The sequence below is a fragment of the Sphingomonas sp. Leaf208 genome, assembly GCF_001421415.1.
Lineage (GTDB): Bacteria > Pseudomonadota > Alphaproteobacteria > Sphingomonadales > Sphingomonadaceae > Sphingomonas.
The window spans coordinates 1-25,581 of sequence record NZ_LMKH01000010.1 but is presented as its reverse complement, the minus strand read 5'-3'; the positions used below and the strand labels follow the sequence as shown (position 1 = coordinate 25,581).

Sequence of the window (25,581 nt, the reverse complement as noted above, 5' to 3'; positions counted from 1 at the left end):
TGAATAAAAGTTGACGTGCTACTTTCCGCTTAGGGCTCTGGTGGGGCTGCTGGGTCACTTCTGAGTAGACGGCTATGCTCGGACATGAAGCGCCACATAAGCCGCGTGTCTGCGACGCCCCACTCGTGTGTGCCACTCCTCGTCACATAGGAGACTACGTCCACCCCCGGCTGGCAGCCGAGATAACGACGCTTCATTCTTCCAGACCTGCCAAGTTCAGTTTCGGCGACGCCTCGGCATCCATCAATGTCCGCCCAACGGCGCTCGGCTGCCAGCAACCCATACTGCCAATACCTCGCTCCACCGCCATCGATCGGATTTGTGGTGTCAGCGCCGCCCGAAAAGGCAACGACCGGCATAGGCCTTGTCGGCTGGCAGGTCTTCACGTCGGGTTTCGGAGGCGTCGAGCGATCTGGCGCACCCGCTCTAAGCCCTACCACCGGCGCGATCGCCGCCAGGCGATCAGACAGAACGCAGCCAAGCAGTGAGACCATCCGGCCGCCTCCGGATAGACCGGTTGCGTAAACGCGTTCTGGGTCGGTGCAGCCCTTGGCGATCAACGTGTCGATCAACGTCAGGATGTGCGCGACGTCATCGGGTGCATCGGCCGGCGGCAAGGTCCCGGCCGTGGTCGGCACGCCTGGGATGTTCCAGGCCAGACCACCGGACGGAAGCGTCAGCCCCCCATCCGGCGAGGCCACGATCACGTGGTGGCGATCCGCAAGTTCCATCAATCCCGAACGGTCGAGCTGCTGTGCGCCATTCGAGCCGCTCCCGTGCAGGTTGAGAATGAGCGGCAGAGCCTTCCAGGACCGGGTCGCGTGAGGCACGTAGAGTAATACCGGACGAGCCATGCCCACCGTCCCGATCTCGATGATCTGTCGCCCGGATGGCGTCAGTTCGCAGTGGGGACGTGCCGCGGATGCTGCGGCGCCGCCCGAAAGCGCGACAATCGCGATCACGCTCCGGACGATCCAACTGGCAAGCTGTGCCGACGCGTTCGTGCGTTTCATAGCCGTATCCGAACCCCGCCCAAGACGCGGCGTTCGAAGATGGCCTGATCGAGATAGAAGTTCTTGAACTGGGCGTAGCGCTCCTCGTTCTCCTGCGTGAGGTTGGTGCCCTGCACGTATACAGTGAAGCGCGGCGTGACGTCGTAGCTGAGTGATGCGTCCAGATAGTTCGTCGGTTTCGTGAAGACGGCCAAATTGTCGCTTCCGGCGGGGGTCAGGCCGTTGAACCGCTTGCTGCGGTAGTTCATTGCGACCCGCCCCTGGAATGGCCCCTTCTGATAGAAGACGACAGCGTTGACCTGGTGTCGGGAGTTGTCTGGAACGGGCAGCGTCCTTCCAAAGAGATCGACGTTCGAGCTGCTGCTGTCGGACAACGTGTAGTTCAGCTGCGTGCCGAAGCCGCTGAGCAGACCAGGCAGATAGTCGAAGGTCGTCTGGAGCCCAATCTCCACACCTTTGATGATCCCGCCCTTCCCATTAGCAGGGCGCGTCACTGGTCCCCCCTCGCGAACGACGTCGTCTTCGTCTGGCTGCGCTTCTATGGCCGTGTTCGTTTGTAGGAACGATTTGACGTCGAACAGGAAGGCAGCCACCGACAGGATGCTGTTGCGCGAGAAATACCACTCATAGGAAACATTGTAGTTCGTCGACTGCGGAAGCTTCAGAGATGGGTTTCCGGCGGATCCCGAGTTGAACCGTTTTAGATCCGACGGGAGGGGCTGCCCGTTGAACGTCCGCGAACCGTTGATGACGTAACTGAACGCGAAGCCCTGCCCGAGCGTGGCCAGATCGTAGGTCCCGACGACCTTGGCGAACGCGAACCGCAGTCGCATGTCGCTCGCCAGCTCAAAATTGAGATTGGCATTCGGTAGCCAGAAGTCGCTGTCGTTCTTGTATTTTACGGTGGGCAGCGCGAGCTGGACGCCGTTGTTGGCGTTCAACCCGACGAAGGCGATCCCGTTCGCTGGGTTGGTGAAGATGTCGAGCGAGTTGCGCGCGTAGCGCAATCCTACGTTCCCAGTGAACGGAACGATCAGCTGCCCGCCGACGTCCGCCTGAAGGTAGGCGGCGACGTCACGACTGTTGACGCGATACGACTGGGTCGGGTTTGCGAATTCCCGCGTACCAGGAAACAATGCCTCATTGAACTGCCGGACATCGTTGAGCGCGGTCGGATTGATCGCTGGTAGGGCTGGAATGCCCGTAATGGGACCAAAGCCGGTGGCCATCGTGGTCAGGCCGGGAATGTCGGCGAACTTGCGCACCGGCACGAGGGAGCGGTTGAGCCCGTTTACCCGGTTAATGCCAGTCGCGTCCTTGAAGTAGTAGAGATAAGGCGTCCCCCCGAACGAGATCGGAGACAAGAGCCGGAAAGCGTCGTTGCTGACGTCACGCGTCCCGTATCGGCCGCCGAACTGTAGCTTTCGCAGAAGGCCGTCGTCGCTGACCTGGTAGGCCCCATCAATCCGATACGCGTCGAGCTGTGCTTCGGAGCGGTTTCCGAAGGCCCATGTGGACGTCAGCGAGTAAAGCGCAGGGTTCGTCACGTCGCTCGCGAACGACACCGCAGGGTAGTGGTTGCGGAAGTCGATGCTAGCGAGGACGCTGGGAAGACCGCCCGGATTGCCGTAAACGCAGGACGCCGGCGTCGTCGTGCAGTCGGCGACGCTCGAGCTCCTCGGAACGAGAATGCTTCTGGTGGCCCATGCATCGACGTTGCCGGAGATGTAGCTCGATTTCGAATCCGCCTGCACCCAACGCGCCGACGCTGTGAACGGGCCTCCGTCGTCGAAGCGCAATTCAACGTTCGTGTTAAGCGAACGAGCCTTGGTATAGTTGTTGATGGTCGATGTGTGGAAACGGAACAGGTTCGCGTTTCCGACCTCCAGCACGCCGTTTCCGTCGATGATCGAACTGGACTGGTAGGCGTTGTCGGAAAAATTGTTGTGCAGCACGGCCGAAACGCCAGAGTCTCGGTTTCGCAGGCGCGTGTAGGCCAGATCTCCAATGAGCTGGAGCGAGTCCGTGATCTGATACTGCGCCGACGCGTTGGCGCCCAGCCTCTGTCGATCAGTGATCGAGTTGCTCATTTCGAAGGCGACGGGATTGTAGAAGTAGTCGCCATCGGCGCGCAGGGTGCTGTTCGTGATGTCGCCATCGCCTCTCGTGTCGAAACCCGCCGCCCTGTCCGTCGTCTTGCGGATGCCGTTGGTGATCGATGGGCGCTGATTTGACAGCGTCAGGTCGTCGTATGCTACCGCAAGCAGTCCGCCGAACCGGCCGTTGTTCCATCCGACTAGCGCCGAATACTGCTGGCTCCAGTCCTTGGTGCGGTTTCCGTAGACGTGCTGACCCGACACCGATGCGGTCAACCCCTTGGGTAGGTCGAAGGGGCGGCGCGTCTTGAGATCGACGATCCCGGAGACACCGCCGGACAGGTTGCGCGCCGTTGGCGACTTTATCACGTCGACGCCGGCGAAGAGTTCCGATGGGACGTCGGTGAGGTTTGGCTGCGCTCCCGTTATGTTCGAGGCACCTAGAAACTGCTCCCCGTTCAATGTCGTAAGCACCTGACCCAGACCACGGATGTTTAGGGAAGCCCCCTCCCCTGCGGATCGCGTGATCTGGACGCCGGGCACCCGCTGCAGAGAGTCCGCGATGGTCGCATCCGGCAGCTTGCCGATGTCTTCCGCCGCGATCGAGTCCACGATTTGTGCTGCATCGCGCTTGACGTTGATCGCCTTCTGCTGCGCGCCGCGGACGCCCGTGACGACGATATCCTGCGACACGTCCTCCTGTGCGGCAGACGATACCTCTTGCTGCGCCAATGCAGCGTCAGGATGCATCAGAATAGCTGCCGAGCCTGCAAGCAGGCGCATTGCGATGAGTTGTCTGCCCGTACGCATGGTGTCGTCCCCTGTGTTGATCGCGCAAGCGGGGACGAGCGCCGCGGTTGCCGCAGCGTCGAGTCCTCTCCTGTGACGACCGGTGTCTAAGCCCTGTCTTAGAGTTGCAGAGAAACACACTGAGAAGCCGAGATCAAGACTTATTCAATTTGATTGAATAAATTTAGGGAGGTGCTATCCCAGTCATCGACGATCGATCATGGCTGCCCCGAACTGGTAGGCAGCAAATGGTTTTGACGCCTGAGGGAGGAAGCATGAAGTATTTGGCGGTAGCGCTTGCGGCAACGGCGCTTAGCGGGTGGCAGGCCTCGGCTAGCAAGCCATCAGCCGTCGTGGGCGGTCCCATCAACGTCGACATCGCGCGTGGCGGCGACAGCGTTAAGGTCCCAATCGCGGCGCGGTCAGCGAACGCTACGGCTCGAACCGGTGACTTCACACTGAGCGGGTGGGTATTGCCCAAGGACGCTTCGGCAGCGGACGCGCAGCTGATGGCGCAAGCTGATCAGGGGAAGGTCGCGTTCGCGCTGAACCTGGTCAAGGGGCGTCCTACATTCATTGCGGGCTCGACCAGAATTACCGCCAATGCGACGATGCCGGTCGGGCGTTGGACCCATTTTGCGGTGATCAACGATGCCAACGGCCTCGTCCTTTACGTCAATGGCAGAACCGCGGGGCGGGCTCGACGCCTAGAAGGGTTCGCTTCCCAGGGATCGATGACTGTCGCGCCACGCCAGTCCGGCTACCAGACGTTTGCAGGCCGCTTGGCGGACGTTCGCCTGGACCAGTCCGGGACCCCGTCAGCAACGATCGCATCTGAGGCGGGTCGGCTTCCTAATCCGGATCTCATCGGCTTCGCGACGAACAGCCCGAAATGGCCGGTGCAGAAGAAGCAGCAGATCGGTATGGAGGCGCCTCAGTCCGCCGATACGCTCCCGAAGTCAGGTGCGCCCTTTTCGGCTCCGATCGCCAAGCCGATCCCGGATCTGCCGGTTCTGGCGAGCGGCGCGGACGGGCGCTGGACGCTGAACGGCTGGCGCCTCGTTGCCGCACCGGACATCCACGACGCAGGAGCGGTCGTGTCCAGGGCTGGATACGACGTCAGCCGCTGGCACGTCGCCACGGTGCCGGGAACCGTCCTGACGACTCTGGTAGATCGGGGCGTCTATCCTGATCCTGGTTACGGCCTCAACAACATGGCCATTCCGGAGAAGCTCAGCCGGCAGGCCTACTGGTATCGCACACAGTTCCGCGTGCCAGCGGGAAAAGCCGCGACGAACACGTTCCTTACGTTCAAGGGGATCAACTATGCCGCGGAGATCTGGGTCAACGGGCAGCTCGTAGGCGATGTGAAGGGCGCATTCGTTCGCGGCCGCTTCGACATCTCGAAGGTGGCCGCGCCTGGCACCATTGCCGCCGTCGCCGTGAAGATCCTTCCCCCGCCCCATCCCGGCATCGCCCAGGAGGAGTCCTTGAAGGCCGGTGCCGGCGAGAACGGTGGCATGCTCGTCCTTGACGGCCCCACCTTTGTCGCAGCCGAGGGCTGGGACTGGATACCGTCCATCCGCGATCGGAACATGGGGATCTGGCAGCCCGTGCTGATCGAACAGGTCAGCGCGGCGCGGATAGGCGATCCGCAGATCGTCACGACGCTTCCAAAGCCTGACAACAGCCTCGCGAACGTCGAGGTTCGCGTCCCGGTCGAGAACCTTACGGATCAGCCTGTCGAGACCGTCGTGCGCGCGAGCTTCGACGACGTCGCCGTCAGCCGTTCCGTTCAACTCGCCCCGCGGCAGAAGACCGTCGTCGCGTTCATGCCCGGCGAGTTCCCGCAACTCACCGTCCGAAACCCGCTACTCTGGTGGCCTAACGGCTACGGCAAGCCGAACCTCCACGATCTGCGCATCGAGACGTCGATCGCAGGGAGGAAGTCCGACGAGCGCACGACGCGCTTCGGGATTCGGCAGGTGACCTACGACATGTCGTTGATGGACGATGCGGGAGAGCTGCGTCGGGTCGGCATCGATCTTTCTCGCGCCAGATCGATGGGACAGCATATCGTCGATGGCACTCACGACGGAATCCGCAAGGTCAAGGGCGGCTGGGCCGCATCCCTGGCGCCAGGTGCGCTCAAGTCGGCCGCTGTAACGCGGATCGATGGCGAGGAGGAGCTCGCGCCGCATCTCGTCATCCGCGTGAACGGCGTCCGCATCGCCGCTCGGGGCGGGAACATCGGCATGGACGATTTTATGAAGCGCATCGAGCGCGACCGACTGGAGCCTTTCTTCCGCCTGCACCGTGACGGCAACATGAACATCATCCGCAACTGGGTCGGCCAGAACACCGAGGACGTGTTCTTCGATCTGGCGGACGAATATGGCCTGATGGTTCTCAACGATTTCTGGGAATCGACACAGGATTACAACCAGCAGGTCGACGATGTGCCCCTGTTCATGAACAATGCGCAGGACGTCGTGGCCCGGTATCGGAATCACCCATCGATCGTTGCGTGGATCGGCCGGAACGAGGGTGTTCCGCAGCCGTCGCTCAACGTTGCTTTGCAGTCGCTGATCGAAAAGGAGGACGGAACCCGGCTTTACATGGGCTCCTCCAATAACGTGAATCTTGCCGGAAGCGGGCCCTATGACTGGCGGGAACCCGAAACCTACTTCACCGAGCATGCCAAGGGTTTTGCGGTGGAACTCGGCACGCCGTCATTCCCTACTCTGGAAAGCTGGAAGCGCGCGATCCCGAAGGAGGATCTCTGGCCGATCAGCGACGCATGGGCCTACCACGACTGGCATCAGGATCGGGGCGGATCGGTCAAGACCTACATGGATGCCATGCGCGTTCGTTTCGGTGAGCCGACCAGCCTAGAGGACTTCAGCGGCAAGGCGCAGCTTCTGCAGTATGACTCGCATCGGGCCATCTTCGAAGGGTTCAACGCCGGCATCTGGAAGACGAACAGCGCTCGGATGCTGTGGATGACCCAACCTGCCTGGCCATCCAGCGCATGGAACATCTTCAGCTCGGATTACGATACGCAGGCGTCCTACTACGCGGTCCAGAAATCGTCGGAACCGGTCCACGTGCAGATGAACCTGCCGGATCACAAGATCGTGGTGGTCAACAACACGCGCGAACCGCTGCGCGGGCTGAAGGTTCGAGTGAGGATGACCGATCTGCAAGGCAAGGTCATCGCGGATCGTTCCGTGCAGTTGGATGCGGCTGGCGAAGGCGTTTCAGACGCCATGACGATCGCTCCTGAAATGCTGAGTTCGACTCCGGTGACGCTGGTCAGTCTCGAAGCCGTGGATGCAAAGGGCACGAGTCTCTCGCGGAACTTCTATTGGGAGGGCCGCCAGCCATCGGACCTGAAGGGTATGACGGCGATGCCGAAGGTCGGACTGACGGCGTCCACGACGGCACGGATCGACGGAGCGGAGACAGCCGCTACCATCACGCTTCGGAATGCCACTCAGACGCCGATCATCGAGGCGAAGGCCACGCTTTTCGACGCAGCCGGAAAACAGGTTCTGCCAGCCTACTTCACCGACAACTACGTCTCTCTTCTTCCAGGAGAGGAACGGGTGATCGCCGTGCGATACCCGACGAGCCGCGCGGCCGGACCGGTGAGCGTACGCCTTAGCGGATGGAACGTGACGCCTTCGACGGTGGTGGTGCGATGATGGAGGTGCACACTCAGGACATCCGTGCCGGGGCGGAGCCGACGGCTGAGACGATCCGCGGGGACTGCATCGTCGGGATAGAGCTTGGCGGCACCAAGATCATCTGCACACTGGCCCGAGACCATGACGAAATCGTCGAGACAAGACGGCTTGCAACGCGCGACCCGGTCTCGACGCTCGCCGACATCGAGAGGATACTCGATGGCTGGATGCGAATGCACGATGTGCGGGCGCTCGGCATAGGCAGCTTCGGGCCGATTGAACTGAACCGGTCGTCCGACGACTTTGGCCGCATCGGGAAGACGACCAAACCCGGATGGCATGGCGCCGACGTGGTCCAGCGGCTGATGCGACGCTATGACGTTCCGACCGGGGCCGATACGGACGTGAATGCGGCAGCGCTGGCCGAAGGTCGATGGGGTGCAGCCCGAGGACTTTCGAGCTGGACTTACATCACCGTTGGCACGGGGGTGGGTGCGGGCATCGTAGTTGGTGGGCAAACCGTTCATGGGCTCGGCCATCCCGAGGCGGGACACATGCTCGTGAGGCGCGAGCCTGGTGATGACTGGGAGGGCTCATGCCCGTTCCACGGGGACTGCGTCGAAGGTCTGGTTTCCGGTCCGGCGATAGAACGGCGGACCGGCATGTCAGGTGACGCCATCGCGGACGATCACCCGGTCTGGGAGCACGTCGCGGATGCGTTGGCGACCATGATGCACAACATGCTTTTCACTGTCGTGCCGGAGCGCATCCTGCTGGGAGGTGGCGTCCCATCTCGGCGGCCGTTCCTCATCCCCATGATCCGCAGCAGACTGGAATCGCGGATGGGCGGCTATGCCGGTTCGGACGTCATCGCGGCGCAGCTCGAGACGCTGCTGGTGGCGCCGGGTCTTGGCGACGAAGCTGGTCCGATGGGCTCGCTCGCGTTGGCTTTGGACGCTTTGCAGCAAACGATTGAACCTGGCGCTGTCGCTCAAGCCTGCTTTTCCGAAGTCATCCACGATCAGCGTGGATTGCTTTGATATCGAGAGAGAAAATCGATGAATTATTACCAGAGACGCTTCCGTCTCGAGATCAAGTGCGACGATGCGCCGAACGAGGCTCCTGCGGTGTCCGTTCGAGTATGGAACGTGGTCAACGCCGTCATCAAGCCTCGTTGATTAGGGCCGCAGGTTGCGGTGGCTGATCTAGCTTGCGGGTCCACGATGGAAGTCGGAGCCCGCGACATTCTTTCAGCAGTGGAGACAGTGCGTCATGCTGCACGGGATAAATCTGGAAGTCGCTGCCGAGTGGAACCGGCGGATGTTACTGCAGATTCTTCGAACGTCCGGTCAGAAGACCCGGCGCGAGCTTGCAGCGGTTACCGGGCTTTCCATGCCGGCGATCGCGAACATCGCGGGCCTTCTGATCAAGGACGGCTTCGTTCGGGAATCCGGCCGGACGAGCGGTGGCCGAGGCCAGCCGGCGATCCGATTGCAGATGGTGCAGGATCGAGCGATCTGCGTAGGCGTCGATGTCGGTTCCTCCGCGATGCGCCTCGTTGCCGTCAATCTGGCAGGGCAGGTGGTTCACCGACAAACACAGGCGCGGGATGTCGCGGACGAGACGGAAGTCTGCGCCGCGATCACCGTCGCCGTCGCTGACCTGCTCGCCAGCGGGATCCTTGATGCGAGCAAGGTCATCGGCGTTTCCGTGGCGCGGTGTGGTTCCCGGATCGATCGTGCAGATCAGGGTGAAGCGTCTACGACCAACGCGATCGGGAGGCTGGGAGGGCGAGCGGATCAGCATGCCTCGGAAAGCGAGTTCACCTTTGTCTCGAGCTACGAGGCGTTGGCGGCGATGGAGCCATTTCACCGGACCGGTCATGAGATCGGGCGCTTCGGATACGTCCACCTCAGTGCCTCCCCGTTGCTCGTAACGGTCACGGGAAGGTCTACGGGCCATCTTCACGTAGAGGCGAAGCGCATTCCGCAGGGAGCGAAGATCGCAGCGAGGCTTCAAGCAGCGAGCGAAGCGCAGCCAATCGTCGCAACAACGGCCGCAAGCAACGGCGCGGTGGCCGATTGCGCTGGGGATCTGCATCTTGCTCTGCACGAGGCTTACGGCAGGTCCGTGCCCACGACATTATTTGTGGGAGGATACGTAACGGACTCCGTCGCGATCGATCTGGCCACGGCGCTAGGCAAGCTTCGCGGAAGCGGATCGGTGGTATCTCCTGCGACCGAGCCCGATTACGCCGTCGCCATCGGCGCCGCCGCAATGCTGATCGAAGATCGCCTCATGCCTCAGGGCGTGCTTTGCCCGAAGATCAACGACGACATCGGCGGAGAGCTCGAGACGCTGGCTAGATCCAACTTCCGACTGGCCACCTGTGAACCAGTCGACCGAGGGGTGGCGAATTGATCGCCTCCGTCATGCTGTCGCCGTTGAGTTGTCATTCGGAAGCGCATGCGGATCGGCATGTTTCCGAACCACGTCTTCAGTGCAAAGTCATCCGCCGGAGTTCGATATGACCCTGCTCGCCGTGCTGGTCGCGGTGGGAGCGCTCGTGCTTCTGATCTCCGTCGTTAAGCTGCATCCCTTCGTGGCGTTCCTGATCGCCGCGATTCTCGCGGCCATGCTGCTCGGGCGTCCGATGGCCAGCATCACGACCAGCTTGAACCACGGCATCGGCGACATGCTGGGCTCGTTGACCGCGATCCTGTGCCTCGGAGCCATGTTCGGTAGGATCGTCGCTGACAGCGGTGCCGCACGGAGGATCGCGGACACGTTGATACGCGTCGCGGGGATGAAGCGTATAACGCTCGCCCTCGCGGCCTCCGGGTTCCTGGTCGGGATCCCGCTGTTCTACAACGTCGGCTTCGTCCTGATGGTGCCGCTCATACTGTCGGTCCAGCAGCGCTCACGCCTGCCTGCGGTATATCTCGGAATACCGATGCTGGCTGGTCTTTCGATCGCCCATGGATTTCTGCCGCCCCATCCCTCCCCTACCGCTCTCGTCGGACTGTTCGGCGCGAACATGGGAAGAACTCTCGTCTATGGGCTGATCGTCGGGGTTCCAACGCTGCTGATCGCAGGGCCACTGTTCGCCCACACGCTGAAGGGCATAGTGGCGAAGCCTGACACGTCCCGGCCGGATAGTAGCTCGACAAGTCTTCATGTTCCTGGCGTCGCCGCCAGTTTCGGGGTCGCGCTCTTGCCGGTCGCGCTGCTAGCCGGTGCAACCCTCCTCACGTCTTTCCACGGCATGCGACCAGAAGCGCTGATGGCGGCTGCCGTTGCCGGTGATGCGAACGTAGTGATGCTAAGTTCGCTGCTCGTCGCGACAATTGTGCTCGGCGTCGCGCAAGGTAGAAGCGCTTCCCTTCTGTCCGTCGGGTCCGTCGACGCTATCAAGGACATCGCCGGCATTCTCCTTGTCATTGCAGGCGCTGGCGCGCTCAAGCAGGTGTTCATTGACGGCGGGGCGGATGTTGCGCTGGCCGGCTGGCTTTCAGGACTTCACGTTCCGCCTCTTGTCCTCGGCTGGACCATTGCCCTTGCGATCCGGCTGGCTCTGGGATCGGCCACGGTGGCGGGCCTGACCGCTGCCGGCATGGTGCAGCCGTTGGTGGCCTCCCAGCACGTTGATCCCAGTCTAATGGTTCTCGCCATAGGTGCCGGCAGCTTGATGTGCAGCCACGTCAACGACTCCGGCTTCTGGATGTTCAAAGAATACTTTGGACTGAGCCTGGCGGACACCTTCCGGTCCTGGTCGGTCATGGAGACGCTGGTCGGCGTGTTCGGCCTGATTTTCACTCTCATGCTGAGCCTAATCGTATGAACGATCGGTCCCTTTCGTTTCCATACCCCATGGAACAGACAATGCGATGGTTCGGCCCGCGTGATCCTGTGTCGTTGTCCGACATTCGACAGGCCGGGTGCACGGGCGTCGTCACGGCGCTGCACGAGATGCCCAACGGCGCGGTGTGGCCTGTCGAGGCGATCGCGCATCGCAAGGCGCTCATCGAGCAGGCCGGTCTCAGGTGGTCGGTGGTCGAAAGCCTGCCGGTTCACGAGGCGATCAAGCTTGGCGGCCCGGGCCGGGATGACGCGTTGGCGAACTACAGAAAGAGCCTGGTCAACCTCCATGCATGCGGCGTCACGACGGTGACCTACAACTTCATGCCGCTTCTCGACTGGACGCGGACCGATCTTGCCTACGAGCTTCCCGATGGCGCGTTGGCCTTGAGGTTTGAACCAGAAGCGCTGGCGGCCTACGACATCCACATCCTGCGACGTCCTTCGGCGGAAGGGAGCTATCCCGATCACGTCAGGGCTCGCGCCGCAGTCTATTTCGCTTCGATGGACAGCGCGGCGCGCCACCGCCTGGAGCGCACGATTATCGCCGGACTGCCCGGTAGCGAGGAGAGCTTCGGTTCCGCGGAATTCCTTGCGGCGATAGAAGGCTACGCACAGATCGACGCGCAGACGCTGCGCGAGAACCTTTTCGGCTTCCTGCGCGCGGTATGCCCGCTCGCGGACGACCTCGGCATGCGACTGGTGATCCACCCCGACGATCCACCTTTCGAGCTTTTCGGCCTGCCGCGAGTGGTCGGATCCGCGGACGACCTGGGCAAGCTGTTCGACGCCGTGCCCAACGTCTCCAACGGTCTCTGCTTCTGCGTCGGCTCTTTCGGCGTCGCCGCGCAGAACGATCTGCCCGCGATGATTCGCCGCTTCGGCGACCGTGTTCACTTTCTCCATCTCAGAAACGTGCGGCGCGAAGCAGGTGGCGGATTCCACGAGGCCACACACCTGGGTGGGTCCAGTGACATGGTCGCGATCATGAAGGCTATCCGTTCGATATCAATGTCGGGACGGCGTTCGATCCCGATGCGTCCGGATCACGGTCACCGGATGCTCGACGACCTGGAAAAGTCGGGAAGCAACCCCGGCTATTCCGCGATTGGGCGGCTCAGGGGGCTCGCCGAACTGCGCGGGCTGGAAATCGGCATTGCCGCCCATGAAGGAGCATCTCAGTGAAGCGCATCGTCTTGAAGAGTGTCCTTCTCGCGGTAGTAGCCGGAGGAACGGTTCCCGGAATTGCGCAACAGATTGACTGGGCTTCCCCGCGACTTCCGCAGCCGAAAATGGATGCGTTCGGCCCCTACGACGCCGAGTTCATTGCTGGTGGGGACACCATATCGAAGCGCGCTCAGGGCTATGCCGAAGGCGAGCACATTCCCGCAGGTGCCGCATGGACGATGTCTGCCTGGATCAAACCGGCAAGGCTCGTGCCTGGCCGGGTCGAGGTCGCCGGCGTCGGCAGGCCCGGGGACGATGCTTCGCGATCGTTGGATCTGATTGATGGACGATTGAGCTTATCAATGGGTGAACGATCCCTCCAAGGCGGTGGGCCGCTCAAGATCGGCAGATGGCACCACGTGGTCGCAGTCAGCGACGGCGGAACAGCCCGTCTCTACGTTAATGGACGCGAAGTCGGTAAAGGGACCACGTCGGCGTCTTCGCCCGAAGCGCTGATCGTGCTCGGCTCGCGCACGCTAGACAAGCCAGGCTATGCTGGCCGCCTCGCGGCTTTCGTTGCCGCTCCGCAGGCTTACTCCGCCGAACGGATACGTAGTGAGGCTGCAGTCGTGCCGGACGAAGATATCGTCCGTTTCGAGACAAACAGCCCCAGTTGGCCGCTGCAGGTGCGAACGCAGTACGGCGAGGCCGTGCCGCAGCGGGCCTGGACCCTTCCGAAGGGCATCGCGCCGTTTTCGAGACCTCAGCCCTCGCCCGTGGTGGAAGGCAGCCCGCTGATTCCGGTTCGAGATGGCCTGTTCGCGGTCAACGGCTGGAGAATGGTCGAAGCTCCGAACGTCTCGAGCCCGCCGGAGCTGCTATCGAGCCCTGGCTACGATGCGAGCAGATGGTTTCACGCGACGGTCCCCGGAACCGCGCTGACGACCCTGGTCGATCGTGGGGTTTATCCGGACCCGCGCGTGGGACTGAACAACATGGCCATCCCCGAGCGGCTTGCACGGCAGGACTACTGGTATCGGACCGAGTTCACCCTTCCTCGATCGGAAGAGGGAAAGAGGCAGCGTCTTGTTCTGAACGGCGTCAACTATCATGCCGACGTCTGGGTCAATGGTCGACGGGTGGGGGACGTCAAAGGCGCTTTCGTGCGAGGTCGGTTCGACGTTACGAGCCTGCTGATGCCCGGTAGGTCGAACGCGATAGCGATCCGCGTATCCCCGCCGCCCCATCCCGGCATTCCCCATGAGCAATCGATGACGGGCGGGCGGGGCGAGAATGGCGGCGCCATGATGATCGACGGCCCGACCTTCACCGCCAGTGAGGGGTGGGATTGGATACCCGGCATCCGCGACCGCAACACCGGGTTGTGGCAAGGCGTCGAACTGCAATCTACAGGTGCCTTGGCTATCGGTGATCCCGAAGTGTCCACGGATCTGCCCAAGGACGATAACTCGCTTGCGGATGTCTTCATCGACGTGCCTGTGACGAACGTTAGTGATACCGCGCTGGATACGACCGTGATCGCCGCCTTTGACGATGTCTCCGTAGCTCGCCGGATCAGCGTACCGCCTAGGTCGACCGTGACGGCGCGGTTCAACCCATCGGAACACGCCGCCCTGCACGTTAGGAACCCGAAGCTCTGGTGGCCAAACGGATATGGCGCCCCGGCACTGCACCAGCTCAGGCTTGCCGTGGATGCTGGGGGCACGGTGTCCGATCGACGGCAGCTGTCCTTCGGCATGCGGAAGGTAACCTACGAACTGTCCTCGCTTGATCAGCACGGTGACTTGGAGCGCGTCGATGTCGATCTCGCGGAGGCGAAGCGACTTGGGACCCCGATCATCGACGAGCGGAACGCGGCTCTTCGAAAGGTCCCCAATGGGTGGGCGAACTCGTTGCGGCCCGGTTCCGAGCTGTCACCGGCGGTCCGCAAGGTCGTCAGCGACCCGCGCCTTTCTCCGAACCTCGTCCTGAGGGTCAACGGAGTCCGGATCGCGGCGCGTGGCGGCAACTGGGGCATGGACGAGATGATGAAGCGGGTGGAGCGAGAGCGGCTCGAACCCTATTTTCGCCTTCACCGCGACGCCGGTCTGAACATCATCCGAAACTGGATGGGCCAGAGCACCGAGGAGAACTTTTTCCAGCTCGCCGACGAATACGGCATGATGGTCCTCAACGATTTTTGGGAGTCCACGCAGGACAACAACGCGGAAGCCGAGGACGTCCCTCTGTTCCTGCAGAACGCGCGCGACGTCGTCCGACGTTTCAGGACCCATCCGTCAATCGTTATGTGGATCGGTCGCAACGAGGGCGTACCCCAGCCAATCCTGCAGACGGCGTTGCAGGACATGGTCTGGGAGGAGGATGGAGGCCGACTTTACAAGGGTTCATCACGAATCATAAACCTCGGCGGATCCGGACCATACAACTGGCGTTCCCCGGAAGGCTACTTTACCGATTTCGCGAAGGGCTTCGCGGTCGAAGTAGGCACGCCGAGCTTTCCCACGCTTGAAGCCTGGCAGAGGGCGGTCCCCGGGGCCGATCAATGGCCTATAAACGACACTTGGGCCTACCATGACTGGCATCAGGAACGAGCGGTCTCGGCGGCCAGTTTCATGGATGCGATGAAGCTACGCCTGGGGGAGGCGACGAGCCTGCCCGACTTCGAGCGCAAGGCTCAGCTGCTGAACTACGAGTCCCATCGTGCGATCTTCGAAGGCATGAATGCCGGGCTGTGGAGAACGAACAGCGCCCGCATGCTCTGGATGTCGCATCCCGCATGGTCATCGGCGAATTTTCAGATCTATTCGTCCGACTACGACACGCACGCTTCTTTCTATGGAACGCGTAAAGGGACGGAGCCCATCCATATACAGATGAATTTGCCGGATCGCAGCCTAACGCTCGTGAACACCACCAATGCCCCGTTGCAGAACGTCACGGTCACCGCTCGCATCGTATCGCCCAGCGGGCAGGAACTAGCCACGAAGTCGGCTGTGGTTAGCGCCGCAGCCGATGACATAGCCGATATACGTAATCTCGACGTCGGTAGGGATGCCGGATTGAGGTTCGTCAAGCTCACGGCGACGAGCGCCAAAGGCGTTCTGTTGTCTGAAAATCTCTACTGGGATGCGAGCGATCCGGCAGCGTTCAAGGCGCTCGACGACCTGCCCAGGATCCGATTGGAGATCGCGTTTGGTGGCACGTCACCTAATTCCGATGCCGGGATCGACGTCATCATACGCAACACCTCCACCGCGCCCGTGCTCCAAGCAAAGCTGACGCCGTTTGATGCGGCGGGAGTGCAGATACTACCTGCCTACTTCACGGACAACTACGTCTCCCTTCTCCCCGGCGAAACGAGACGACTGCGTCTGCAGATACCGGCTGAACGGAAGCTCGGTGAGCTTCGGGTCCGGGGCTGGAACGTCGAACCCGCGTCGCTTCCCTTTTCCTCCCGAAAGGGCGGCTGAAAACCGGGAGAGAGCATCGGTTCGACTAGAGATCCGAATCCGCCTTCACCTGCCCACCTTATTCGAATGGCCGGCCAAGAGGGCCTGCCACCCACCCTTCTCGATCAGGAACACACACGACATGCCTGCTGAGCTGCTCACGACGAAACGGGTGGAGAAACCTTGGGGGCGCCACAGCCTCTACGGGGGCTTCACGGACCCGGCGGAGAACGATGAACCGATCGGGGAGATCTGGTTTCAATCCTCCGAACTGTCCGACCCGGAGCTTCTGATCAAGTATCTGTTCACGAGCGAAAAGCTATCCGTGCAGAATCATCCCTCCGACATGGAAGCCGCAAAACGTGGCCTTCCGCGTGGCAAGGACGAGTGCTGGATCATTCTAGATGCGGAGCCAGACTCGACGATCGCTTTAGGTCCTTTGGAGCCCATGACCCGAGAGGTTCTGCGCACAAGCGCGGAAGACGGAACCTTGGAAGGCAGACTGGACTGGAAGACGGCCAAGGCAGGCGACTTCTTCTATTCGAAATCCGGGGTCGTCCACGCAATTGGGGCGGGTCTCACGCTGATCGAGGTTCAGCAGAACTCCGATACGACCTATCGCCTGTTCGACTACGGCCGACCGAGGGAACTCCATCTGGACGACGGCGTCGCTGTAGCGGAACTCGATCCTTGGACGGCGGAGCCCCAAGGCGGGGTCGTCGAACCCGGCCGTGAGATACTGGTGGAAGGCCCGACGTTCGTTCTCGAACGCTGGACCGGCGGTGATCGGAGAATCGATATGCCTGGGAATGCCCGGGGCTGGCTCGTTCCGGTCCGCGGCACGGGAAGCGTAGGCGGGATCGCCTGGAAGGCAGGGGAGTGTCTTATCGTGACGGGAAACGAGGATCTGGACGCGTCGGACGATGCGGATCTCCTGTTCGCCTACCCTGGCGCGGCCCGGATTTGACCGGCCTAGACGCGAGCGGACGCGACATGTCTCATGTCACTTGGGATAGACGTGTTGCGTCGCGCAGCGACGATCGTGACGCCACACGGTTCGCGGGCCGCCTGATGGGTGTGGCTCAGTGTTGAGCGGGCTTAGGTACAGCATGGTGTTCAGGATCCAGCATCAGCGGCTCCCGGCCGAGTTGATCGCCGGATGACCAGAAGATGCACTTCGTTCGACGTCGCCGAGGGGGCCGGGGTATCCCAGTCGACCGTCTCGAAGGCCCTGCGCGGCAGCGAAGGCGTCAGTGTCGAAACCCGCCGACGCGTCCTGGAGGTGGCGGCAGCGCTGGACTATCGACCGGACCAGCGAGCGGTCAGCCTCCGAAGCAGCGCAACGGGACGTATTGCGGTCGTTATCCTAGGCGATCCCAAAATTCGTGGGGCTCCGATCAACTCGTTCTACATGGACCTTCTCGCCCACGTCGCGGCCGCAGCGGCTGACCACGACCAGGAGATTCTGGTTTCCTTTCAACATGATCCTGCCAATTTCTTCGCCAGCTACTGCCAAGACCGAATCGCGGACGGGATCATCGTCATCGGGACCGCGAGAAACTCAGCGGGCTGGAGGTTCTTTGCAAAAGCGCGATCTCAGGGCGAAAACGTCATTTGTTGGGGAAGTCCGGACGACGTCCTTCCAACGCTGAGATGTGACAATCATGCAGGTGCGGCGACTGCTGTTCGCCACCTGGTTGCGACGGGTCGCAGGCGTATCATCTTCATAGGCCCAGGTTGGCGTCGCCAGCACGCGTACCGAGATCGCCGTTCCGGCTACATCAGCGCGATGAGTGAGCAGCGCCTTCCAGTCTTCGAAGCACAGGCAAGATTGACGGGCACCCGCGAGCTTCAAGGATATGCTGCAACACTGGATCTCATGAACAACGATGTCCCGTTCGACGCCATCTTCGCGGCATCGGATGGACTTGCTGTGGGAGCGATGCAGGCGCTTAACAAATGCGGTCGCATCATCCCAGAAGATGTCGCCGTTATCGGCTTCGACGGCATTGGTTCCGCACCATACACGGTTCCCCCGCTGAGCACGGTCGAGCAGAACGGCGCCGTTGCCGGCAGTTACCTCGTTGAAGCCCTTCATCGAATGATAGCTGGCGAAGACTATCAGCTGCCAGCCGTCCCTTTAAAACTGATCTGGCGAGCAAGCAGCTGCGCATCCTCCACCAATAGCTCTTCGATAAATCGATACTAGACGCAGAAGAAACTAGAAATCTGTGCGTTACCCGCAATGTGCCACGAGGATTTGAAACGATGCACGTCAATACAGAGTCTGCTTTTGCGGCGGACGGCGATGCCAGCCACGGCTACAACGCACCCGACCTGCGCGTGTTTGTGTTCGCGCTGTTCTTCATCTTCGGCGGTATCACCTCGCTGAACGACATCATCATCCCCAAGATGAAGGAACTCTTCACGCTCGACCATGCGACCGCGATGCTGGTCCAGTCGGCGTTCTTCCTCGCCTATGCGCTGTTCTCGATCCCCGCCGCCGCGATCGTGCGGAAAGCCGGTTACATGCGGACCGCGTCGATCGGACTCGTGACGATGACCGCGGGCTGCCTGCTGTTCATTCCCGCCGCAGGCCAAGCGAGCTTCGGCATGTTCCTGTTCGCGCTGTTTGTGCTCGGCGCAGGCATCACCGTCGTGCAGGTCGTTGCCAACCCGCTGATCTCGGCGCTCGGCCATCCCAAGTCGGCGTCGAGCCGGCTGACTTTCGCGCAGGCATTCAATTCGCTCGGCACCACCATCTTCCCGTATGTCGGCTCCGCGCTGATCCTCGGCGGGCTGGCGTCGGTCGATTCCTCGAAGCTCACCGGCGCCGCGCTCGACGCGTACCGCACGGAGTCGTCGCGGACGGTCGTCCACACCTATATCGGCCTCGCGGTCGCGCTGCTGATCGTCGCTGCGGTTGTGTGGACCCGTCGCAACCGGCTCAACGAGGAGCAGGACCAGACCGGCAGCATCTTCCACGCGTTCACGCTGCTGAAGCGCCCGCGCTTCGCAATGGGGACGGCGTGCATCTTCCTGTACGTCGGCGCCGAGGTCGCGGTCGGCTCGCTGATCGTCAACTATCTGATGCAGCCAAGCGTGATGGGCCTGAGCGATGTCGCTGCGGGCAAGCACGTGCCGTTCTACTGGGGCGGCGCGCTGGTCGGCCGGTTCATCGGCGCGTACGTGCTGAACAAGGTCTCACCGGGCAAGGTTCTCGCGGGCGTCGCGACGGGGACGCTGGCGCTGATCCTGATCTCGGCGAACGCCGAGGGCGCTTTGTCGGGCTGGACGCTGCTAGCGATCGGCCTGATGAACGCGGTGATGTTCCCGACGATCTTCTCGCTGGCCTCGGAAGGGCTCGGCAAGCGTGCCGCGGAAGGCTCGGGCGTGATCGCCACGGCGATCGTCGGTGGCGCGATCATCCCGTATCTAACAGGAATGCTGGCGGACAAGTCGGGCAGCTTACACTTCGCGCTGCTGCTCCCGGCGATCTGCTACGCGCTGATCCTCGCTTATGGGCTTTATGCTCGGGCTCCGGCCACCAAAGTTACGATCTAAGTGGACGTTCGTTTACGAGACAGCGCTCGGCGCTTGATTGTGTACAAACAAGATCTGTTTCCTGCCTAAAGTTCCGCTTCGGGACCCTGACTGGACAGTCGAAAATCCAAATTTCAGTTAGGGTATACCCTTTTTTACAGCCATAGCCTTCCCATAAATCCGTCTGCCGACCATGATGATTTGGGAACGATTTTTGGGAAAATGTAGATCTCAGTCACTCGGTAAGGCGGTAGGATGATCTAGGCGGTGCAGCCCTGATCCGGCCCGCCACGTCTGCCGTCACACGCCAAATATCGCCTTGTGACAGCCTATTCCGGCCTCATCAGAGCATAAAAACCCGAACAGGCTGGTCCCTAGCCATTTCTCAGCGGGGGATCGTACCGACCTTGATCACGGGCGAGTTTTCGGACGGTCTGGATCCTTTTTGAGAAAGGCCGCAGCATCAGGCGACGTCCGCTAACGCCATGTGCCTTCCCAATAGCGGACGGGCAGCTTTCCTCCCCATTGTCGGCATTCAACGGCCCGATGTGTGGAAAACCTGGTCGTAATCACCATTGTGCGACAAACAGGTGATAGGCGACAGGGGCCAGGCACTCCAACCATCCTGGCAAGTCGAAAACATACCGTTTTCCGACGCCCGGCAGATGATCGGTGTTTTCGCTTTACCCCAAGATTTATGCCGCTGCTCAATGGCCCTGTCGGAAAGGTTGAGTTTAACGACATAGGGGTGCGGCCGGTGCCGACTACAATATGCCGTTTAGCCATGTCGCCGCGAACGTCCGGACTTGCCAGAAGCCGTCGTACAATGACGGATTTTCTAGCGCCCGAGGAATGGCCGACATCGGGGACTTTCCTGCCCGGCAGCCATCAGGTGCCTCGCAGCGAATAGCCGACGCTTGCTATGCGCCAGCGTTGTCGCATGCCGCTGAAGCTCACAGTACCATGAGCGCGCGCCGAGTTTTGGATGCTTGCGAAAGGGGGGCAGTGAATGTTGAATAGGTAACGCACTATCTCACTGCCCCCCCCCTTTGGGTTAGGCTTCTTCAACCGCCTTGGCAGCCCGGGGCTTGCGAGGTGCCTTTGGGACTTCGTCAGTAGGCTTTGCAGCAGTCTGACCAGGCTTACGCCCCAAACCGATCGACTTTGCCATTGTCCGACGCGCTTCCGAATAGGTCGGGGCGACCATCGGATAATCGGCCTTGAGGTTATAACGGGCGCGATATTCTTCCGGCGTCAGGCCGTTGGTCGCAAGGTGGCGACGCAGGGTTTTATACGGCTTCCCGTCGATCAGCGAGATGATGTGATCTGGCGACGACAGCGATTTGCGCGCGGTTACGGCCGGCTCATATGACTGCGCGGGCTCCTCGGCTGGAACGGGATCAGACGTGCCTGAGAGTTGCGAGACCGCGGCATGCATCGAGATCAGAAAGGCAGGGACGTCGTCTGCGTTGGTGCGGGTGTTAGGATTTGCCAACCACGCGGCCGTCAGTTCAGCAGCCAATTCGACTGCGTTGATATCATCGCTCATCAGTATCTCGCTTGAAGTTGAAGGCTCGTAGTTAAGCGAAGATGCCCGAAAATCAAGTTAGTACAAATTCTTGGAAGGCAAATTACGATTTATATTTATTTCTTAAAAATGCCGGTCAGGTAGCGCGTGCCTGAGTAGATGTTACACCAACCGAATGCCCACAAAATTTACCGGTAACTTGAGGCCGGCTCGACGTTGAACCTCCATGAGCTCTTTCCAGCCTGTTTGGCGCGGTACATGGTTTGATCGGCGGTGAGCAATGTATCGGTGAAATCAGTCCCTATCGCCGCCCCCAAGCTGCACGTTGCGGATACGTCAGTTGATTGAAGCGCCGCCATGATGGCGCGGTGGATCTTGCCGCATTTTCTTTCGGCAGAAGCCTGGTCGCGAACTGCCAGGCAGAAGGCGAATTCGTCACCCCCCAGCCTTGCCGTGATGTCGTAAGGGCGAACTGCCGAGGCAAGCGCTGTTGCTACGACGCGTAAAACCTCATCACCGGCCGCATGACCGTGTTGGTCGTTTACCGACTTGAAATCGTCTACGTCGATCACCCCGCACAAAAGAATCCGATCGTCACGCGCACTGGCTAACTCCAGGCGAGCGCATTCGTTCTGAAAGGCTCGTCGATTGCCGAGGCCTGTGAGGGGATCGATGCTTGCTGTGGCGCGCTCCCGGTCGAAGGTTCGCCGGAACGCACTTACGAACAGAATGATAAAGAGGACTCCGAAGGCTCTCGCACCTACATTCCATATCGCGGTTGCAGTAGGGACGGTCGAGGCCTGCGCGGAGAGGCCGTCTCCAAAGCCATTGAGATACAGGGTTACAGCCACGCCCAGCAAACCTGACAGCAATCCTGCGATCCGCCCGAGGCACCATACGGTAAAGCATAGTGGCAGCAAATAGACCGTATTCAGCGAGAAGTGCGGTCCGGTGGATCCGTCCAGGACGAATACAATTACCCAAATTATCGACAGTCCGATGGCAGCTCGCGAACGGTTCAAGTCCGCCGATCTGCGGAGCGCGAGCTCCAATGGCGTCAAATGCGATTGAGAAACTTTGATAGGTGAAAGAATCGCCTGAAGCATCTTACTTCTCAGCTGGCATGACTAAATGCGTGAAGGTAGCGGCTGTTGAAGTTACCGGCTTCGGTCAAACGGTGCCAATCCGGAATATTTACACGGCGATTTATATAATTAATCAAATTATCGTCGACCAGACTTTTGAGCATCCTGTTGATATGAACGGGTGTCAAACCGAGTGCATCGGCTAGCTGTTCCTGCGACATAGGCAGTTCATAAGACTGTCCTGGCGCCAAGCTCGGGTTGCCTAGCTGGAGCGCTAACTCGCACAGCAGATGAGCAAGTCGAGTTCGAGCATTATGGCGCCCGATGCTAAGTATCCATTCGCGTGCTATAGAAAGCTCAACGAGCATGCTCGCTACAAGGGCTCTGGCGACGGAGGGGTGGTCATCTACAAGTTGACGGAGCGCCCGTCCCGAGATCATCATAATCTCGCACTGCGCGAGCGTCTGAATGTTGTGATCGGCGTCCTCGAGATACAGTTGCTGAAGATTGAAGATATCACCTGGCGTCACGATCGATACGATCTGCCGAGTGCCCTCCCCGCTTATCTTATGCCGGCAGGCAAGACCCGAAACAAGTATACCGTAATGATCTGCTGCAATTCCCTCGCGGTTCAGGTAACTGCCAGCATTGAATACGCGCGATTTAGACGGTAGTGCGAGCAGTAGTGCGCGATCCCCCAACGATATTGGTGCATACCGCGCGAGTTTGTCGATCATGCCGACAAGCGGACTGATCTTGGCCTCTGACATAATGCCCCCCACAAATGCAGGGCAAGATTGCGTGCACTTCGTCGTAGACGCTTTAAACCGGCCTGCGCTGATCGATACTAGCACACTGATACAGCCCCGGCGACCTACTCTGACCGCGGTGCGGAACGAGAGGCCTAGCGGCTACGCCCCTGCCCCTGCCCTTGTGATTGTGGATCACGGACCGTGATCGTCGCCCGCCCCTTGGCATAGACAACCTTGGGACTGTCTCCGATCTTCGGGACCTGTTGGAAAGCGGCAGGCTCGTGCCGGGCGACCCCGTTGCCGTGTACCTGATAAACGCCCTTGGCGCTGACGTGTAGGATCGATCCGGCGTACGTTGCCCCGTCGTCGGCCTTGGCTGATGCTGCGGTATCGAGGCGGAAGACGCCCTTCGGGAGCATGCCTTGCGGATCCGACTTCTGGACCTCCCACTTGCCCTCATGTCGACGTTCATGAAGCCGACTGCCGTTCATGACGACGACCTGTTCCGCACCGTCGGGGATAGATCGACCAGCCGGCACCTTGTCGGCTAACCCTGCCAGAGTGCTTCCCCGGTTCCGCACCGTCGGGGATAGATCGACCAGCCGGCACCTTGTCGGCTAACCCTGCCAGAGTGCTTCCCCGGCCCAGGCTCAGGAGTCCTTGCACGCTACCTCCTTGCGCAGCGCTTCGCTCGTGTTGAGATCCCGAAAAGTCTTCAGCATGGCGTCCTCGAACATCGAAAACTTTGGCAGCGAGTTCCGGTCCGTGGGTTTGGCTTTCGGAGGTTTCCCGGGGCGGTCCATTGTGTATCTCCTTGTGCTGCTCTGCCAACTGTCGTTCCATACCTTCTCGGTAGGCAAGCACCCGATCGAGTGCCGTTGCACCTGGCACACGTTCGAAGGTGAGGTCGGCATCTCCCCGGCGTTGCAGAGCGCTAAATAGCTTCTCTGGGCCGTGTTCCCCGTCCAGCGCCGCCTTTCGCGCTGTCGCGTGCTTGTAGGCCGGTTCTAGCGAACGATTGCGATAGGAGGCTGTAGCAAGCCGCGTGGCGATGCTCTCGGCTTGCCGGCGCGCGGCAGGCAGAAGCGCTGATAACTCGGCTTCGGCCTCACCGATGGGCAAGGTGTGCGGTCCCGCAACCGAGGCGGGATCGCGATCGACCGACTGCCGGACGATCTCTTGCAGTCTGTCTGCGCTGTCGATCATGTTCAGCGACATGCGCGCCTGGATCAAGGACCGCGGGCCTTCGTCCGAAAGTTTGACCGCCTCGATGTCGGGAAAAGCCCGGTGTAGCACCTCGATATCCCGTGCCATGTAGAGGTTGTCTCGCGTCACCGCGTCCGCGTTGGTCGCGCTCCAGTCGAGATGGTGCCCGACATGCTCGGCAAGCCGTCTCGTAAAGCTGCGAAGGGTGCGGCTGTTTCCTTCGGAAAAGGGATGCAGATAGTCGAGATCGCCGTAAGCTTTCGCCATCGCTCCCGCGAACTCGAGGGGCGTGAGGCCTTTGAGAGCGTCTCCGCCACGTAGCTCGCTCAGTACCCTATCAAGGCGAGCGTCTACCTCCGGTCGCAGAGCGTAGTGGACCGGATAGCTGACAGCCCGATTGGCTTCGAGCCGACGTTCTTTGACGTGGCCGCGTGCATCGGGACGATACTCACCAGGATTGTGATGAGGGAGATCCTGAAATATCCGGCGATGGATCTCTTGCAGATGCGCAGCATCGAATGTGCCGCGGACCGGGTCGAGCTCCAATTCGACAATTCGCGCATTACAGACTTCGCCCTCGTTGATCGGGCGAGAAGCGGACATTAGCCGATGGCTTTGATTGCATCGACGTACTCGGGCACCGTCAGGTGCCCGGCGACAAAGCGTTCTCCAACACGCTCGGCTTCTTCGGAAAGAACGAAGCCTTCGTACCGTACGCTGCCGCGCGCAAAGTCGATCGCACGTTGCCGGCGAGCCTGTTCGTCGGGGTTGATCGCAGGGGTTTTGATCTGCCGATAGACGTTCATGGCGTTAGGGCCTCCAGGGTCGTCAGACGGCGATCATAGCCGCCCAAGGGTACGATGTGTAGGCGGTGCGTCTTCAAGATGCCGGCTCGCCGCCACCCGCCGGAAAATGCCTGTAAAAGGTTGCGACCGAGACGCCGATCGCCTCGGCCACGTCCCGGGGACGATCGCCTGCAGCGAGCAGCTTCATAGCCGTGGCTCTTTTTTTTGGCGTCAGGACCGACTTGCGCCCCCTGCCCGGCCCGTTCTTGCGACGGGCTGCCAGTAGCCCGGCCATTGTTCGTTCGCGGATCAGCTCACGCTCCATTTCCGCGATCGACGCCAGAATGTGAAAGAGCAACCGGCCGGTCGGCGTCGCTGTGTCGATCCNGCCAGTAGCCCGGCCATTGTTCGTTCGCGGATCAGCTCACGCTCCATTTCCGCGATCGACGCCAGAATGTGAAAGAGCAACCGGCCGGTCGGCGTCGCTGTGTCGATCCCGTCGGTCAGGGACCGTAACTCGATACCGCGGGTAGCAAGGTCAGCCGCCAGTTCGACAAGGCCCTTCATCGAACGGCCAAGGCGGTCGAGCTTCCAGATGAC

General features: G+C 61.0%; 19 protein-coding genes. 9 read left to right on the top strand and 10 right to left on the bottom strand.

Features of this window, described 5'->3' with window-relative positions:
- Window positions 1-29: 29 nt before the first annotated feature.
- Both ASE69_RS06065 and ASE69_RS06060 read right to left on the bottom strand, forming a co-directional pair.
- Entirely contained in the window at window positions 30-1,013 is a 984-nt protein-coding gene (locus ASE69_RS06065; RefSeq protein ID WP_082452943.1) for an alpha/beta hydrolase family esterase, read from the bottom strand.
- Window positions 1,010-3,919, bottom strand: a complete 2,910-nt coding sequence (locus tag ASE69_RS06060) for a TonB-dependent receptor (protein ID WP_082452942.1) — start codon at window positions 3,917-3,919, stop codon at window positions 1,010-1,012. The genes ASE69_RS06065 and ASE69_RS06060 overlap by 4 nt, the downstream gene beginning before the upstream one ends.
- A gap of 254 nt (window positions 3,920-4,173) precedes the next feature.
- On the opposite strand from ASE69_RS06060, the gene ASE69_RS06055 reads away from it, so the two are divergent.
- The 9 genes from ASE69_RS06055 (at window position 4,174) to ASE69_RS06015 (ending at window position 19,646) form a co-directional block, all read left to right on the top strand.
- Entirely contained in the window at window positions 4,174-7,605 is a 3,432-nt protein-coding gene (locus ASE69_RS06055; RefSeq protein ID WP_056484370.1) for a glycoside hydrolase family 2, read from the top strand.
- The gene (locus ASE69_RS06050; protein ID WP_235518208.1) at window positions 7,569-8,627 is read left to right on the top strand and encodes an ROK family protein; all 1,059 of its coding nucleotides are present in this window, start codon (window positions 7,569-7,571) and stop codon (window positions 8,625-8,627) included. The genes ASE69_RS06055 and ASE69_RS06050 overlap by 37 nt, the downstream gene beginning before the upstream one ends.
- A 232-nt stretch (window positions 8,628-8,859) precedes the next feature.
- Complete coding sequence (locus ASE69_RS06045) at window positions 8,860-10,008, top strand: hypothetical protein (protein WP_056484368.1); 1,149 nt, start codon at window positions 8,860-8,862, stop codon at window positions 10,006-10,008.
- A 106-nt stretch (window positions 10,009-10,114) separates the two neighbouring features.
- A complete protein-coding gene (locus ASE69_RS06040) occupies window positions 10,115-11,428 on the top strand; it encodes a gluconate:H+ symporter (protein WP_056484361.1) in 1,314 nt (437 codons plus the stop codon).
- 41 nt (window positions 11,429-11,469) lie between these two features.
- On the top strand, window positions 11,470-12,630 hold the full coding sequence (uxuA, locus tag ASE69_RS06035) for a mannonate dehydratase (protein WP_082452941.1): 1,161 nt from the start codon (window positions 11,470-11,472) through the stop codon (window positions 12,628-12,630).
- Complete coding sequence (locus ASE69_RS06030; protein WP_235518207.1) at window positions 12,627-16,103, top strand: glycosyl hydrolase 2 galactose-binding domain-containing protein; 3,477 nt, start codon at window positions 12,627-12,629, stop codon at window positions 16,101-16,103. The genes uxuA and ASE69_RS06030 overlap by 4 nt, the downstream gene beginning before the upstream one ends.
- A 121-nt stretch (window positions 16,104-16,224) precedes the next feature.
- A complete protein-coding gene (locus tag ASE69_RS06025) occupies window positions 16,225-17,049 on the top strand; it encodes a class I mannose-6-phosphate isomerase (protein ID WP_056484353.1) in 825 nt (274 codons plus the stop codon).
- A gap of 192 nt (window positions 17,050-17,241) precedes the next feature.
- Window positions 17,242-18,291, top strand: a complete 1,050-nt coding sequence (locus ASE69_RS06020; protein WP_056484351.1) for a LacI family DNA-binding transcriptional regulator — start codon at window positions 17,242-17,244, stop codon at window positions 18,289-18,291.
- A 59-nt stretch (window positions 18,292-18,350) separates the two neighbouring features.
- Window positions 18,351-19,646 carry a sugar MFS transporter gene (locus ASE69_RS06015; RefSeq protein WP_056484348.1) on the top strand — a complete coding sequence of 432 codons (1,296 nt, stop codon included), beginning with the start codon at window positions 18,351-18,353 and terminating at the stop codon, window positions 19,644-19,646.
- Window positions 19,647-20,679: 1,033 nt separating this feature from the next.
- Here ASE69_RS06015 and ASE69_RS06010 read toward each other — a convergent pair.
- The 8 genes from ASE69_RS06010 to ASE69_RS23400 form a co-directional block, all read right to left on the bottom strand.
- Entirely contained in the window at window positions 20,680-21,174 is a 495-nt protein-coding gene (locus tag ASE69_RS06010) for a MucR family transcriptional regulator (RefSeq protein WP_056484346.1), read from the bottom strand.
- A 167-nt stretch (window positions 21,175-21,341) separates the two neighbouring features.
- The gene (locus tag ASE69_RS06005) at window positions 21,342-22,259 is read right to left on the bottom strand and encodes a GGDEF domain-containing protein (RefSeq protein WP_082452940.1); all 918 of its coding nucleotides are present in this window, start codon (window positions 22,257-22,259) and stop codon (window positions 21,342-21,344) included.
- A gap of 8 nt (window positions 22,260-22,267) precedes the next feature.
- Window positions 22,268-23,008, bottom strand: a complete 741-nt coding sequence (locus tag ASE69_RS21250) for a Crp/Fnr family transcriptional regulator (RefSeq protein WP_082452939.1) — start codon at window positions 23,006-23,008, stop codon at window positions 22,268-22,270.
- A 134-nt stretch (window positions 23,009-23,142) separates the two neighbouring features.
- On the bottom strand, window positions 23,143-23,481 hold the full coding sequence (locus ASE69_RS05995; protein WP_056484341.1) for a KfrB domain-containing protein: 339 nt from the start codon (window positions 23,479-23,481) through the stop codon (window positions 23,143-23,145).
- Window positions 23,459-24,799 (bottom strand): Fic family protein, encoded by a 1,341-nt coding sequence (locus ASE69_RS21245; protein WP_082452938.1) that lies wholly within the window; start codon window positions 24,797-24,799, stop codon window positions 23,459-23,461. Before ASE69_RS21245 ends, ASE69_RS05995 begins: the two co-directional genes overlap by 23 nt.
- Entirely contained in the window at window positions 24,799-25,002 is a 204-nt protein-coding gene (locus ASE69_RS05980) for an antitoxin VbhA family protein (RefSeq protein ID WP_056484332.1), read from the bottom strand. The genes ASE69_RS21245 and ASE69_RS05980 overlap by 1 nt, the downstream gene beginning before the upstream one ends.
- 73 nt (window positions 25,003-25,075) lie before the next feature.
- Window positions 25,076-25,339 carry a helix-turn-helix domain-containing protein gene (locus tag ASE69_RS05975; protein ID WP_321163567.1) on the bottom strand — a complete coding sequence of 88 codons (264 nt, stop codon included), beginning with the start codon at window positions 25,337-25,339 and terminating at the stop codon, window positions 25,076-25,078.
- 30 nt (window positions 25,340-25,369) lie between these two features.
- Window positions 25,370-25,581, bottom strand: a 212-nt coding sequence (locus ASE69_RS23400; protein WP_162236855.1) for a recombinase family protein, incomplete at both ends; no start/stop codon positions are given.

Bases quoted from the DNA above. Each gene is read 5' to 3' on its own strand.
- ASE69_RS06065 (WP_082452943.1), bottom strand. From the start codon at position 1,013: ATGAAACGCACGAACGCGTCGGCACAGCTTGCCAGTTGGATCGTCCGG.
- ASE69_RS06060 (WP_082452942.1), bottom strand. From the start codon at position 3,919: ATGCGTACGGGCAGACAACTCATCGCAATGCGCCTGCTTGCAGGCTCG.
- ASE69_RS06055 (WP_056484370.1), top strand. From the start codon at position 4,174: ATGAAGTATTTGGCGGTAGCGCTTGCGGCAACGGCGCTTAGCGGGTGG.
- ASE69_RS06050 (WP_235518208.1), top strand. From the start codon at position 7,569: ATGGAACGTGACGCCTTCGACGGTGGTGGTGCGATGATGGAGGTGCAC.
- ASE69_RS06045 (WP_056484368.1), top strand. From the start codon at position 8,860: ATGCTGCACGGGATAAATCTGGAAGTCGCTGCCGAGTGGAACCGGCGG.
- ASE69_RS06040 (WP_056484361.1), top strand. From the start codon at position 10,115: ATGACCCTGCTCGCCGTGCTGGTCGCGGTGGGAGCGCTCGTGCTTCTG.
- uxuA (WP_082452941.1), top strand. From the start codon at position 11,470: ATGCGATGGTTCGGCCCGCGTGATCCTGTGTCGTTGTCCGACATTCGA.
- ASE69_RS06025 (WP_056484353.1), top strand. From the start codon at position 16,225: ATGCCTGCTGAGCTGCTCACGACGAAACGGGTGGAGAAACCTTGGGGG.
- ASE69_RS06020 (WP_056484351.1), top strand. From the start codon at position 17,242: ATGACCAGAAGATGCACTTCGTTCGACGTCGCCGAGGGGGCCGGGGTA.
- ASE69_RS06015 (WP_056484348.1), top strand. From the start codon at position 18,351: ATGCACGTCAATACAGAGTCTGCTTTTGCGGCGGACGGCGATGCCAGC.
- ASE69_RS06010 (WP_056484346.1), bottom strand. From the start codon at position 21,174: ATGAGCGATGATATCAACGCAGTCGAATTGGCTGCTGAACTGACGGCC.
- ASE69_RS06005 (WP_082452940.1), bottom strand. From the start codon at position 22,259: ATGCTTCAGGCGATTCTTTCACCTATCAAAGTTTCTCAATCGCATTTG.
- ASE69_RS21250 (WP_082452939.1), bottom strand. From the start codon at position 23,008: ATGTCAGAGGCCAAGATCAGTCCGCTTGTCGGCATGATCGACAAACTC.
- ASE69_RS05995 (WP_056484341.1), bottom strand. From the start codon at position 23,481: ATGAACGGCAGTCGGCTTCATGAACGTCGACATGAGGGCAAGTGGGAG.
- ASE69_RS21245 (WP_082452938.1), bottom strand. From the start codon at position 24,799: ATGTCCGCTTCTCGCCCGATCAACGAGGGCGAAGTCTGTAATGCGCGA.
- ASE69_RS05980 (WP_056484332.1), bottom strand. From the start codon at position 25,002: ATGAACGTCTATCGGCAGATCAAAACCCCTGCGATCAACCCCGACGAA.